Genomic DNA, 12,601 nt, shown 5'->3' on the forward strand with positions numbered 1-12,601 from the left:
CTCAACGGGACTGCGGACGCAGAGTCTCAGGAGTTTCGGCACGCCGCATCGCGCCGCCGGGCGGTAGACGTGGCGAGCGACCTCGGGCAGGGTGGGGCCATGCCCCTCCTCGCCCTCTTGACCCTCGCCGTCATGGTGATCGCGCTGATCGACGCCATCACGCGTCGCGACGACCAGGTCAAGCACATGCCGAAGTTCGTGTGGGTCTTCTTCATCGTGCTGCTGCCGCTGATCGGGTCGATCCTGTGGTTCACGATCGGTCGCGAGTACGAGCAGCGTTCGGCGCCGATGTCGTTCGGCGACCCGCGGCGGTGGCAGAAGGATGCCGACCCGGCACCGGCCCCGCGCACGTACGACTCGCGAAGCACCGAGCAGCAGATCGCCGACCTCGAGCGCGAGATGCACCTCGCCGACCTCGAGGAGCAGGTGCGGCGGCGCCGCGCGGAGGGCGGCGGAGCCGGATCGGGCGCGGGCGCGGGGAGCTGACCCGGGGCGCCGTACCGGTGGAGTGGCCGCCGTCGTTCCACGGGTTCGATCCGGACCGCCCCCAACCGCTGTTGAGTGTCCAAAACACCCGGACACTTTTCTGAGGCGTCCGGGTGTTTTGGACACTCAACAGGGCGGACGGGCGCGCGGGGGCGCGGGTGCACGGGCGCGGGCGCGCGGGCGCGGGTGCGCGGGCGCGGGCGCGCGGGCGCGCAGGAGCGCGGGCGACCCCGCGGGCGTCAGTCCGTCGGGCGCCGGCGCATCCGCTTGACGTCGGTGCGACGCTGCTTGGCCTGCAGGCGGCGCTCTGTCGAGCCGCGCGTCGGTTTCGTCGCGCGGCGCGGCGGCGCCGGAGCGCGCACGGCATCAGCCACGAGCGCGGCGAGCCGCTCGCGCGCGGCGTCGCGATTGCGCACCTGATGGCGGTGCTCCGACGCCGCGATCGTCAGCACCCCACCGACGAGCCGGTTCCCGAGGCGATCGATGAGCCGCTCGCGCTGGACGGGCGACAGGACCGTCGAGGCTCCGGCATCCCACATCAACTCCACGCGCGAATCGGTGGTGTTCACGCCTTGCCCGCCCGGACCGGACGATCGTGAGAAGCGCCAAGACAGCTCCGACGCGGGGATCACGAGCGAACCCGTGACCCGGATGCCGGGATCGTCGGAGGCGCTCATGCCTCCATCTTGCGACAGCGGCCCGAGCCGTGCGGTCGCCCACCGCGAAAATCGCACACCCGCGTAAGCACCCCGTATGCGTCCGTCGACGACCCGTAGGGAAAGCGTTAGGACGTCCGGATGCCACGCCCCCGGCGCGTTGGATCGACACACGTGCCGCCCCGCGGCGCCCGCGGCCCGCCCGCGGTTCTGTCTCGATCCTGGAGTCGTCGTGCTCGATGCCGTCTTCCTCGCCGCGACCGTCGCGCTGTTCGCGCTGGTCGCCCTCGTCGCCAAGGGGGTCGAGAAGCTGGGCCCCGAGGCCCGCCCCTCGTCCGCCCGCCCCGCCGGACGCGGAGGCGACCGCTCGTGATCTTCTTCTCGATCCTCGCCGCCGTGCTCGCGGTCGCCGCCGTGGTGTACCTCGTGGTCGCCCTCGTCCGCCCCGAGAAGTTCTGACCGATGTCGATCGTCCTGACCAGCCTCACCCTCCTCGTCGCCCTGGGCCTGGCGTACCGCCCCCTCGGCGACTACATCGCCCGCATCTACACCGGCCGACGCGACCTCGCGGTCGAACGCGGCACCTACCGCCTGATCGGCGTCGACCCGCGGAGCGCCCAGACCTGGGCGGCCTACCTGCGGTCGGTCCTGCTGTTCTCGTTCGTCGGCGTCGTGCTCGTCTACGCGCTCATGCGCCTTCAAGCGGTGCTGCCCTTCTCGCTGGGCCTCGGTGCCCCGAGCGAGGCGCTCTCGTTCAACACCGCCGTCTCGTTCGTCACGAACACCAACTGGCAGTCGTACGGCGGCGAGTCGACGCTCGGCTACACCGTGCAGTTCGCCGCGCTGACGGTCCAGAACTTCGTCAGCGCCGCCGTCGGCATCGCCGTGGCCGTGGCCCTCGTGCGCGGCTTCGCGTATCGCCGGAGCGGTGTGATCGGCAACTTCTGGGTCGACCTCGTTCGCGGCACCTTCCGTCTGCTGCTGCCGTTCTCCGTGGTCGCCGCCGTCGTGCTCCTCGCGGGCGGGGTGATCCAGAACCTCAACGGATTCACGGATGCCACGACCCTCACCGGCGCCGCGCAGTCGATCCCCGGCGGGCCGGTGGCATCCCAGGAGGCGATCAAGCTCCTCGGCACCAACGGCGGCGGGATCTTCAACGCCAACTCGGCGCACCCGTTCGAGAACCCCACCCCGTGGACCAACCTCTTCGAGATCTTCCTGATGCTCGTGATCCCCTTCTCGCTCCCCCGCGCGTTCGGCCGGATCGTGGGCGATGATCGCCAGGGCTACACGATCCTCGGCGTGATGGGCGCGATCTTCGTGGCATCCACGGCTCTTCTCACCTGGGCCGAGATGGCGGGCGCCGGAACCGCCCCGATGCTCGCGGGCGGCGCGATGGAGGGCAAGGAGGTGCGGTTCGGCATCTTCGGCTCGACGCTCTTCGGCACCACCAGCACGCTGACCTCGACCGGCGCCGTCAACTCGATGCACGACAGCTACACGGCGCTCGGCGGCATGATGCCGATGGTCAACATGATGCTCGGTGAGATTGCCCCCGGCGGTGTCGGCTCGGGCCTCTACGGGATGCTGATCCTCGCCGTGATCGCGGTGTTCGTGGGCGGTCTGCTGATCGGTCGGACGCCCGAGTACCTCGGCAAGAAGATCGGACCGCGCGAGATCAAGCTCGCGAGCCTGTACATCCTGGTGACGCCCACCCTCGTGCTGGCGGGGACCGCGCTGAGCTTCGGGATTCCCGGCATCCGATCCGATGTCGAGAGCACGTCGATCCTCAACCCGGGCGTGCACGGTCTGAGCGAGGTGCTCTACGCCTTCACCTCGGCCGCGAACAATAACGGCTCCGCCTTCGCCGGGCTCACCGCCAACACCCCGTGGTTCAACACGGCGCTGGCCGTGGCGATGCTCCTCGGACGCTTCCTGCCGATCGTCTTCGTGCTGGCCCTCGCCGGTTCTCTGGCAGCTCAGGATGCCGTGCCCGCCACCGCGGGAACCCTCCCGACGCACCGCCCGCAGTTCGCCGGTCTGCTCGCCGGCGTGTCCGTCATCGTGACGGCCCTGACCTACTTCCCGGTCCTCACCCTCGGACCCCTCGCTGAAGGACTTGTTCGCTGATGTCCACGTTGATCTCCTCTCCTGCGTCGCAGCCGGCCCCTGAGCCTGTCGAAGGGTCCGGCGCCCCGACCGACCCCCCGCGCCGCGCCTTCAGCGCCGCGCAGATCGTCGCCGCCCTCCCGGGCGCGGCCAAGAAGCTCAACCCCGCCGCGCAGTGGCGCAACCCCGTGATGTTCCTCGTGTGGGTCGGTGCGGCGCTGACGACGCTGATCGCCCTCGCGGAGCCGTTCCTCGGCGACGCTTCGACAGGCTCAGCGTCCGAAAGCCTCCCCTTCGGCTTCACGTGGGGCATCGCCGTGTGGCTCTGGCTCACGGTGTTCTTCGCGAACATCGCCGAGTCGGTCGCCGAGGGCCGCGGCAAGGCGCAGGCCGCGACCCTGCGCAAGACGCGCACGACGACCTCGGCCCGCCGGGTGGTGTCGTACTCCCCCGCCGACCCGGCGGCATCCGGAGCGGCGACCGAGGACGTGCCCTCGGGCGACCTCCGCGTCGGCGACATCGTGCTGGTCGAGACCGGCGAGCTCATCCCCGGCGACGGCGACATCGTCCACGGCATCGCGACCGTCGACGAGTCGGCGATCACGGGCGAGTCCGCCCCGGTCGTGCGCGAGTCGGGCGGCGACCGCAGCGCCGTCACCGGTGGCACCCGGGTGCTCAGCGACCGGATCGTCGTGAGAATCACGTCGAAGCCCGGCGAGACCTTCGTCGACCGCATGATCACCCTCGTCGAGGGCGCCTCTCGCCAGCGCACGCCCAACGAGATCGCGCTGAACATCCTGCTCGCGAGCCTGTCGATCGTGTTCGTCGTCGTGGTTCTCGTGCTGAATCCGATCGCCTCGTACGCCGCATCCCCCGTCTCGATCCCCGTGCTCGTGGCGCTGCTGGTGTGTCTGATCCCCACGACGATCGGTGCATTGCTGAGCGCCATCGGCATCGCGGGCATGGACCGTCTCGTGCAGCGGAACGTCCTGGCCATGTCGGGCCGCGCGGTCGAGGCCGCGGGAGACGTCACGACCCTGCTGCTGGATAAGACCGGCACGATCACGTACGGCAATCGCCGCGCCTCGGCCTTCGTGCCTCTCAACGGCGTCGGCGGGCCGATGCTCGCCGAGTACGCCTCGATGTCGTCGCAGGCCGACCCCACGCCCGAGGGCGTCTCGGTCGTCGAGCTCGCGTCGGCCCAGGGCATCGTCGCCGAGATGCCCCGAGGTGCCGAGTCCGTGCCGTTCACGGCCCAGACCCGTATGTCGGGGCTCGACCTGCCGGACGGCACGCAGATCCGCAAGGGCGCTGCGTCCGCCGTGCTGGCCTGGCTCGACGGCTCCCACGCCGAGGTGCCCGAGGCCACCCGTGCAGAACTCCTGAATTCCGCGAACGCGATCGCCGAGTCCGGCGGAACTCCGCTGGTGGTCGCGACCCTGACCCCCAGTACGTCAGGAGTTTCGCACGTGCCCGCTCAGGTGCTCGGCGTCATCCACCTCAAGGACGTCGTCAAGGACGGTCTGCGCGAGCGCTTCCAGGAGCTGCGGGCGATGGGCATCCGCACCGTGATGATCACGGGCGACAACCCTCTCACCGCCAAGGCGATCGCCGCCGAGGCGGGCGTCGACGACTACCTCGCCGAGGCCACGCCCGAGGACAAGCTCGCCCTCATCCAGCGCGAGCAGGAGGGCGGCAACCTCGTCGCGATGACCGGTGACGGCACGAACGACGCTCCAGCGCTCGCGCAGGCCGACGTGGGCGTCGCGATGAACACAGGCACCTCGGCCGCGAAAGAGGCCGGCAACATGGTCGACCTCGATTCCGATCCGACCAAGCTCATCGACATCGTCCGCATCGGCAAGCAGCTGCTCATCACGCGCGGCGCCCTGACCACGTTCTCGCTCGCCAACGACATCGCGAAGTACTTCGCGATCATCCCGGCGATGTTCATGGGGGTGTTCCCGGGCCTCGCGGTGCTGAACATCATGCAGCTGTCGTCTCCGGCATCCGCGGTGCTCAGCGCGATCATCTTCAACGCGATCGTCATCATCGCGCTCATCCCGCTGGCCCTGCGCGGCGTGAAGTACCGCGCGGCGAGCGCGTCGAGCATCCTCAGCCGCAACCTGCTCGTCTACGGGCTCGGCGGCGTCCTCGTCCCCTTCATCGGCATCAAGCTCATCGACCTCGTCGTGAGCCTGCTCCCCGGCTTCTGAAAGGCCCCGTCATGCGCACCACCCTGCGTACCGCCGGCGTCGCCGTCCGCGCGATGCTCGTCTTCACCGTCGTCCTCGGCGTCGGCTACATGCTGTTCATCACGGCGATCGGGCAGGTCGCCCTGCCCTTCCAGGCCAATGGATCGCTCGTCCGTTCGGCCGACGGCACGGTCACGGGCTCCCAGCTCATCGGCCAGTCGTTCCAGGATGCCGACGGCCAGGCGCTGCCGCAGTACTTCCAGTCGCGTCCCTCCGCCGCGAGCTACGACGGCGCCGCCTCGACCGGGTCGAACCTCGGCCCCGAGAACCCCGACCTCATCGCGTCGATCCAGCAGGGGCAGTCGGACTTCCGCGCCCTGAACGACGACGGCTCGGTCCCGGCCGACGCGGTGACCGCGTCCGGTTCGGGTCTCGACCCGGACATCTCGGTCGAGAACGCCGAGCGCCAGGTGGCGCGGGTCGCGGAGGCCCGCGGCATCCCCGCGTCGGAAGTCTCGGCGCTGGTCGCGGAGCACACGCTGCCGCGCGACCTCGGCTACCTGGGCGAACCGCGCGTGAACGTGTTCGAGCTGAATCGCGCTCTCGATGCCCGCTGAGCGACGAGAATCGCTGACATGACCGCCGTCGTGTCCTTCGCACCCGCCGTCGCGCCCCTCGCGCGGCGGCGGGATCGCGCGGTTCCGGTCCCTTCGACAGGCTCAGGGACCTCTGCCGCGACAGCGAAGGTTCCGGTCCCTTCGACAGGCTCAGGGACCTCTGCCGCGACAGCGAAGGTGGCTGAGCTCGTCGAAGCCACCGAGACACGCTCGACGCCTCCCCCTCCGACATGCTCGCGGGCATCCACCGGAGGCGCGTCGTGAGGCGCGGCACGCTGCGCGTCCTGCTCGGTATGGCCCCGGGCGTCGGCAAGACGTACGAGATGCTCGAGGAGGGCCGCCGACTCGCCGCCGAAGGCCGCGACGTCGTCATCGCGGTCGTCGAGACCCACGGACGGGCCGCCACCGCGGCGCAGGCCGAGGGTCTCGAGGTCGTCCCTCGTCGGCCGGTCGCCCACCGCGGGGTCGCGCTCGACGAGATGGATCTCGCGGCGGTGATCGCGCGGCATCCGGATCTCGCCCTCGTCGACGAGCTCGCCCACACCAACGCGCCCGGCTCCGCGAACGACAAGCGCTGGACCGACGTCGAAGAGCTCCTCGACGCCGGGATCGATGTCATCACGACGGTCAACGTGCAGCACATCGCCTCGCTCAACGACGTCGTCGAGAAGATCACCGGCGTGACGCAGAGGGAGACGGTACCGGATGCCGTCGTCCGCGCGGCCGACCAGATCGAGGTCGTCGACCTCGCGCCGCAGTCACTGCGGGACCGCCTGTCCGCCGGGTTCGTCTACCCCGCAGAGCGGATCGACGCCGCCCTGTCGAACTACTTCCGCCTCGGCAACCTCACCGCGCTGCGCGAACTCGCCCTGCTGTGGCTCGCCGACGAGGTCGACTCGGCTCTCCAGCGGTATCGCACCGAGCACGGTATCGAGGGATCGTGGCAGGCCCGCGAGCGCGTCGTCGTCGCGCTGACGGGCGGGTCCGAGGGCGAGACGCTCCTCCGCCGCGGAGCCCGCATCGCCGCGCGCTCGGCCGGCGGCGAACTCCTCGCCGTGCACGTGTCCACGCAGGATGGGCTGCGCACGAGCAACCCGGCGGCTCTGGAGACCCAACGCGCCCTCGTCGAGCAGCTCGGCGGCACATACCACCAGGTCGTCGGCGACGACGTCGCCACCGCGCTCGTCGACTTCGCCCGCTCGGTCAACGCGTCGCAGCTCGTCATCGGCGTGAGCCGACGCGGACGCCTCGGGGCGGCCCTGACCGGCCCCGGCATCGGCAACACCGTCATCCGCGAGTCGGGTGACATCGACGTGCACATCGTCAACCACGCCCGGGCGGGCGGTCGCTTCGCGCTCCCGCGGCTCACCGGCCCGGCGCTGAGCATGAAGCGCCGGATCCTCGGTTTCGTCACGGCGCTCGTGGGCGGCCCGATCATCTCGCTGCTCCTGCTGGCGACCGGCTCCGACGACTCGATCACCACCGACGTGCTCAGTTACCAGCTGCTCGTCGTGATCGTCGCCCTGATCGGCGGCATCTGGCCCGCGGTCTTCGCGGCCGTCCTGTCGGGGCTCACCCTCGACTTCCTCTTCATCGCCCCGCTGCACACGGTGACGATCAGCGACCCGGTCCACGCGATCGCCCTCGTGCTCTACGTCGTGATCGCGATGCTCGTCAGCGTCGTCGTCGATCAGGCCGCTCGCCGCGCGCGCGCCGCGCGACGCGCCTCCGCCGAAGCCGAACTGCTCGCCACGGTCGCGGGAAGCGTGCTCCGCGGCGAGGTCGCCGTCCCCGCGCTCGTCAGCCGCGCGCGCGAGGCGTTCGGTCTCGCCGGCGTTCGGCTGATCGCCGCCGACGGACGCGTGCTCGCCACCGACGGCGAGCCGGTCCGGGACGACCGGCGCACCACGGTGCCGGTCGGCGACGGTCGCGCGACCCTCGAACTCCACGGCGGGGACCTGGATGCCGGCGCCCGCCGCCTCCTCGACGTCGTCGTCGCGCAGCTCGCCGCCGCCCTCGAACGCGCCGACCTGGCGGAGACCGCCGCCGAAGCGGGGGCGCTGGCCGAGACGGACCAGGTCCGCAGCGCCCTGCTCTCGGCCGTGAGCCACGATCTGCGTCGGCCCCTGGCATCCGCCGTCGCCGCTCTCGGGGGGCTGCGCGCAGCCGGCGACCACCTGTCGGAGGACGACCGTCGCGAACTCATCGAGACCGCCGACGAGAGCCTCGCCACGCTGTCGGTGCTCGTCACCGACCTGCTCGACGTCAGTCGCGTGCAGGCCGGCGTGCTCGCGGTGTCGCTCGCGCCGGTGGATGCCGCCGACGTCGTGATCGCCGCCCTCGACGAGCTCGACCTGGGCCCCGACGAGGTCGAGCTCGCCCTCGATCCGGACCTCCCGTCGCTGCGCGCCGACGCGGTGCTGCTGCAGCGCGTACTCGTCAACGTCCTCGCCAACGCCCAGCGGTACACGCCCGAGGGCGTGCGCGTGCGCATCGCGACGAGCCGTCTCGGCGGCATCGCGGAGATCCGCGTGATCGACCACGGGCCGGGCATCGCCGTCGAACGCCGCGACGACATGTTCTCGCCGTTCCAGCGCCTCGGCGACACCGACAACACCGCCGGCCTCGGCCTCGGTCTCGCCCTCTCGCGCGGCTTCGCCGAGGGGATGGGCGGCACCCTCGTCCCCGAAGACACCCCGGGCGGCGGCCTGACAATGGTGGTGACGCTGCCCGTCGCCGAGGGCGGCGCCGAGGCCGTGGCATCCGGAATCCGAGAGGACGCACCGTGAAGGTACTGATCGCCGACGACGATCCGCAGCTCGTGCGCGCGCTGCGGATCACGCTCGCCGCCCACGGCTACGACGTCGTGGCGGCGGCCGACGGCGCCGCGGCGATCACGCTCGCCGCCGGGTCCCACCCCGACATCGTGCTGTTGGATCTCGGGATGCCGCACCTCGACGGCGTGCAGGTCATCCAGGCGCTGCGCGGGTGGACGAGCGTGCCGATCATCGTCGTCTCGGGGCGCACGGGCTCGGCCGACAAGGTCGACGCGCTCGACGCGGGGGCCGACGACTACGTGACCAAGCCGTTCCAGATCGACGAGCTGCTCGCGCGCCTCCGGGTGCACGCGCGCCGTTCGGCTCCGGCGAGCGGCGAGGCGGTGGTGCGCTTCGGCTCCGTCGAGGTCGACCTCGCCGCGAAGGCCGTGCTGCGCGACGGCACCCGCGTGCACCTCACGCCGACGGAGTGGCGGATGCTGGAGTTCCTCGCCCGCAACCCCGGCTCGCTCGTCACGCGCCAGACGCTGCTCAAGGAGATCTGGGCGAGCGAGCAGGTCGCCGACAGCGGCTACCTGCGGCTCTACATGTCGCAGCTGCGCAAGAAGCTCGAGGCCGATCCCTCGAACCCCGTGCACCTGCTCACGGAGCAGGGGATGGGGTACCGGCTGGTGGTGTGAGGCGGCGGGTTCGGGCCACGGCCGGCCGGGTCCGACCGCCCGCCGGGCCGAACTCCCGAGAAACCGCGCCGGCCACCAACCCCGCCGACGCCGCGGGCACTCGGGCCATCCGCCCACCGGGCCGAACTCCTGAGAAACCGAGCCGCCGGCCGTCGTACGCCCCGGTTCCGGCCTCAGCCGAGCGAAAACTCAGGAGTTTCGCACGCCCCCGGGTCGCGCCCGCACACTCGACCGAGCGAGAGCTCAGGAGTTCCGCTCGGCCTCGACCTCGCTGTCGGACGAGCACGCCTCGAACTCCGCCTGAACCCGAGCGCAGCGGCAGGCGAAGACGATCGAGTGCAGCAGCATCAGCGGACCTCGCCGACCGTGTGGCATCCGGGGCACGGGAAGGCGACGCGATCCCCGACGCGCACATCGCCCGGCAGCACGACCGTTCCGCACGCGGCCGAGCCGTGGGCGTCGAGCACCACGAAGGGCTCGTCGTAGGCGTGCGAGACACGACCGATCAACCGCGCCTCGCGCCAGACGACCTCGAGCCCCGCGACGCACGCGTCGAGGCGGAGCGTCGCGGGCGTGGCATCCGTCACCGTCGCCACCACCACGGTGGTCGACAGGCTCGCGGATGCCACTCCTCCCGACGCCGGGATCACCGCCGGCCCCGTGCAGACGCAGGGCGTGCCGCAGATTTCGGCGTACCGTCCGACGGACACCGCGCGGACGGTCACGTCGTCGAGTGTGGGCGCCGAGCCCGCGGGCCACGCCGCGGCGTCGAAGGGCGCCGGGATGCTGGCGCGGAGAGTGGGGAGGAGAGCGGTGAGGGTCATGGCATCCGGTCTACGCGGCTCCGCCGTCGGGGTCGGGAGCTCTCACGACTTCCACACGGCGCGCGAGGCGATCCGTACGAATTCCTCTCTGTGCGGCGCGTGCCGCGCTCCGGAGAACGGCCCCGGATGCTCCCGGTTCGGCCGCTCTGTGCGGCAGTCGGGCAGTTTTCTCCGGAGCGCGGCACGCGCCAGCACGCGAAACTCGTGAGATTCAGCCCCCTCGGCGCCCGAACCCTGGCCACGGGGCACGGCCTCCGCGTTGTCAGCGGTTTCACTCGCCCCGCCGTCCAGACCGCCCCTCGACACCGGCCGGACCGGCCCGCCCACCGGCGACCACCCACCCCACGCCGCGTAGCCTGGAGAGGTGACCCTCCCCTTCGACGTCGACGCCGTGCGCGCCGACTTCCCGATCCTCGAGACCGAGGTCGACGGCCATCCGCTCGTCTACCTCGACTCCGGCGCGACGAGCCAGAAGCCGCGCGCCGTGCTGGACGCCGAGCGCGACTTCCTCGAGCACGCGAACTCCGCCGTGCACCGCGGCGCGCACACCCTCGCCGCCGAGGCGACCGAGCTGTTCGAAGACGCCCGCGCCACCGTCGCCGAGTTCGTCGGGGCTCAGCCCGAGCAGCTGGTCTGGACGTCCGGTGCCACCGCCGGCCTCAACCTCGTGGCGGGTTCACTCGGGTACGCGGGGCGCCTCCGCGAGGGCGACGAGATCGTCGTCACCGAGGCCGAGCACCACGCGAACCTCATCCCGTGGCAGGAGCTCGCCGCCCGCACCGGCGCGCGCCTGAGGCACATCCCCGTTCTCGAGGACGGCACCCTCGACATGCGCGCCGCGGCCGACCTCATCGGCGAGCGCACGAGAGTCGTCGCCTTCCCGCACGTCTCGAACGTGCTCGGCATCGTGAACCCCGTCGCGAAGCTCGTGACCCTCGCCCGCGGCGTCGGCGCGCTGACCGTGCTCGACGCGTGCCAGTCGGCGCCGCACCTCGCGCTCGACCTCCCGGCATCCGGAGTCGATCTCGCCGTCTTCTCGGGGCACAAGGTCTACGGACCGTACGGCATCGGCGCCCTGTGGGGCCGCGACGAGGTGCTGGAGTCGCTGCCGCCGTTCACCACGGGCGGCTCCATGATCACCACCGTCACTCTCGAGAAGGCCGAGTACCTTCCGCCGCCGCAGCGCTTCGAGCCCGGCACGCAGCCGGTGTCGCAGGCCGTCGGCCTCGCCGCGGCGGTCCGGTGGCTCGGCGAGCACGACCTCGCCGCCGCACACGCGCACGAGGCGACCCTTGAGAAGCGCATGCGCGAGGGGCTTCGCTCGATTCCCGGCGTCCGCCTCCTCGGAGACACGGATGCCGCCGACCGCGTCGCCCTGCAGGCCTTCGCCGTCGAGGGTGTCCATGCGCACGACGTCGGGCAGTTCCTCGATTCCCGCGGTGTCGCCGCCCGCGTCGGCCACCACTGCGCGCAGCCCCTGCACCGGCGCTTCGGCCTCACCGCCACCGTGCGGGCGAGCGCCGCGATCCACACCACGGCGGCCGAGATCGACACGTTCCTCGACGCGGTGTCGGGCGTGCGCGGCTTCTTCGGGGTCGGCGCATGAGCGGGCTGGAGTCGCTGTACCAGGAGCTCATCCTCGACCACGCCAAGAACCGCCGCGGCTTCGGTCTGGCCGAGCCGGGCGCGCACAGCGCGACCGTTCACCAGCGCAACCCCGTCTGCGGTGACGAGATCACCCTCCGCGTCGACGTCGAGGGCGACCGCGTCGTCTCCGTCACGTGGGAGGGCGCCGGCTGCTCGATCTCGCAGGCGTCGGCCTCGATGCTCGTCGCGCTCCTGCAGGAGGACGGCGGAGACGAGGGGATGCCACGCGCCGACGTCGAGGCCCTGATCGCGGCATTCCGCGAGGCGCTGCGCTCGCGCGGCAAGACCCCGCTCGACGAGGAGACCTTCGCCGACGCCGCCGCGCTCTCCGGCGTCTCGAAGTACACCGCGCGCGTGAAGTGCGCGATGCTCGCCTGGGTCGCGCTCGAGGAAGGGCTGCGGCAGGCCTGAGCCCGCGGCATCCGGTCGTCGGCCGCGCCACGCCCACGCCCACGCCCACGCCCACTGAGTGTCCAGAACACCCGGACGATTTTTCGAGACGTCCGGGTGTTTTGGACACTCAACGGCCCACCGTGCCGGGCAGCGCCGGAGCCGCGCACAGCGCTGACCGAACCGTCGCCGCGGCGATATCCTGCGTCCATACCGGTGA

At 71.6% G+C, this 12,601-nt stretch carries 12 protein-coding genes; 10 read left to right on the top strand and 2 right to left on the bottom strand.

What is annotated here, in order from left to right; all coding sequences use genetic code 11:
• Positions 1-99: 99 nt before the first annotated feature.
• A complete protein-coding gene (locus MTES_RS06655) occupies positions 100-486 on the top strand; it encodes a PLD nuclease N-terminal domain-containing protein (protein WP_043361125.1) in 387 nt (128 codons plus the stop codon).
• A 239-nt stretch (positions 487-725) separates the two neighbouring features.
• Here MTES_RS06655 and arfB read toward each other — a convergent pair whose 3' ends face one another.
• Positions 726-1,163, bottom strand: a complete 438-nt coding sequence (arfB, locus tag MTES_RS06660) for an alternative ribosome rescue aminoacyl-tRNA hydrolase ArfB (protein WP_013584453.1) — start codon at positions 1,161-1,163, stop codon at positions 726-728.
• A gap of 211 nt (positions 1,164-1,374) precedes the next feature.
• Between arfB and MTES_RS18815 the strand changes: the two genes are divergently transcribed.
• From MTES_RS18815 to MTES_RS06685, 7 genes are all read left to right on the top strand, one after another.
• The gene (locus tag MTES_RS18815; protein ID WP_013584454.1) at positions 1,375-1,515 is read left to right on the top strand and encodes a hypothetical protein; all 141 of its coding nucleotides are present in this window, start codon (positions 1,375-1,377) and stop codon (positions 1,513-1,515) included.
• Positions 1,512-1,601 carry a K(+)-transporting ATPase subunit F gene (kdpF, locus tag MTES_RS19250; RefSeq protein WP_074696280.1) on the top strand — a complete coding sequence of 30 codons (90 nt, stop codon included), beginning with the start codon at positions 1,512-1,514 and terminating at the stop codon, positions 1,599-1,601. The genes MTES_RS18815 and kdpF overlap by 4 nt, the downstream gene beginning before the upstream one ends.
• 3 nt (positions 1,602-1,604) lie before the next feature.
• The gene (gene kdpA / locus MTES_RS06665; RefSeq protein WP_013584455.1) at positions 1,605-3,272 is read left to right on the top strand and encodes a potassium-transporting ATPase subunit KdpA; all 1,668 of its coding nucleotides are present in this window, start codon (positions 1,605-1,607) and stop codon (positions 3,270-3,272) included.
• Positions 3,272-5,467 carry a potassium-transporting ATPase subunit KdpB gene (gene kdpB, locus MTES_RS06670; RefSeq protein ID WP_013584456.1) on the top strand — a complete coding sequence of 732 codons (2,196 nt, stop codon included), beginning with the start codon at positions 3,272-3,274 and terminating at the stop codon, positions 5,465-5,467. The genes kdpA and kdpB overlap by 1 nt, the downstream gene beginning before the upstream one ends.
• Before the next feature lie 11 nt (positions 5,468-5,478).
• The gene (kdpC, locus tag MTES_RS06675) at positions 5,479-6,063 is read left to right on the top strand and encodes a potassium-transporting ATPase subunit KdpC (protein WP_013584457.1); all 585 of its coding nucleotides are present in this window, start codon (positions 5,479-5,481) and stop codon (positions 6,061-6,063) included.
• A 260-nt stretch (positions 6,064-6,323) separates the two neighbouring features.
• Entirely contained in the window at positions 6,324-8,852 is a 2,529-nt protein-coding gene (locus MTES_RS06680; protein WP_043362334.1) for a DUF4118 domain-containing protein, read from the top strand.
• Positions 8,849-9,520 carry a response regulator gene (locus MTES_RS06685; protein ID WP_013584459.1) on the top strand — a complete coding sequence of 224 codons (672 nt, stop codon included), beginning with the start codon at positions 8,849-8,851 and terminating at the stop codon, positions 9,518-9,520. Before MTES_RS06680 ends, MTES_RS06685 begins: the two co-directional genes overlap by 4 nt.
• Positions 9,521-9,867: 347 nt before the next feature.
• Here MTES_RS06685 and MTES_RS06690 read toward each other — a convergent pair whose 3' ends face one another.
• Entirely contained in the window at positions 9,868-10,344 is a 477-nt protein-coding gene (locus tag MTES_RS06690; RefSeq protein WP_013584460.1) for a hypothetical protein, read from the bottom strand.
• A 364-nt stretch (positions 10,345-10,708) separates the two neighbouring features.
• Between MTES_RS06690 and MTES_RS06695 the strand changes: the two genes are divergently transcribed.
• Together MTES_RS06695 and sufU are read left to right on the top strand one after the other, a co-directional pair.
• Positions 10,709-11,950, top strand: a complete 1,242-nt coding sequence (locus tag MTES_RS06695) for an aminotransferase class V-fold PLP-dependent enzyme (protein ID WP_013584462.1) — start codon at positions 10,709-10,711, stop codon at positions 11,948-11,950.
• Positions 11,947-12,402 (top strand): Fe-S cluster assembly sulfur transfer protein SufU, encoded by a 456-nt coding sequence (gene sufU / locus MTES_RS06700; RefSeq protein ID WP_013584463.1) that lies wholly within the window; start codon positions 11,947-11,949, stop codon positions 12,400-12,402. Before MTES_RS06695 ends, sufU begins: the two co-directional genes overlap by 4 nt.
• Positions 12,403-12,601: the final 199 nt, after the last annotated feature.

Origin of the sequence: Microbacterium testaceum StLB037, from assembly GCF_000202635.1 — a bacterium.
Lineage (GTDB): Bacteria > Actinomycetota > Actinomycetes > Actinomycetales > Microbacteriaceae > Microbacterium > Microbacterium testaceum_F.

Excerpts from the sequence above, each read along its gene's own strand:
- MTES_RS06655 (WP_043361125.1), top strand. The coding sequence starts at position 100 with ATGCCCCTCCTCGCCCTCTTGACCCTCGCCGTCATGGTGATCGCGCTG.
- arfB (WP_013584453.1), bottom strand. The coding sequence starts at position 1,163 with ATGAGCGCCTCCGACGATCCCGGCATCCGGGTCACGGGTTCGCTCGTG.
- kdpA (WP_013584455.1), top strand. The coding sequence starts at position 1,605 with ATGTCGATCGTCCTGACCAGCCTCACCCTCCTCGTCGCCCTGGGCCTG.
- kdpB (WP_013584456.1), top strand. The coding sequence starts at position 3,272 with ATGTCCACGTTGATCTCCTCTCCTGCGTCGCAGCCGGCCCCTGAGCCT.
- kdpC (WP_013584457.1), top strand. The coding sequence starts at position 5,479 with ATGCGCACCACCCTGCGTACCGCCGGCGTCGCCGTCCGCGCGATGCTC.
- MTES_RS06690 (WP_013584460.1), bottom strand. The coding sequence starts at position 10,344 with ATGACCCTCACCGCTCTCCTCCCCACTCTCCGCGCCAGCATCCCGGCG.
- sufU (WP_013584463.1), top strand. The coding sequence starts at position 11,947 with ATGAGCGGGCTGGAGTCGCTGTACCAGGAGCTCATCCTCGACCACGCC.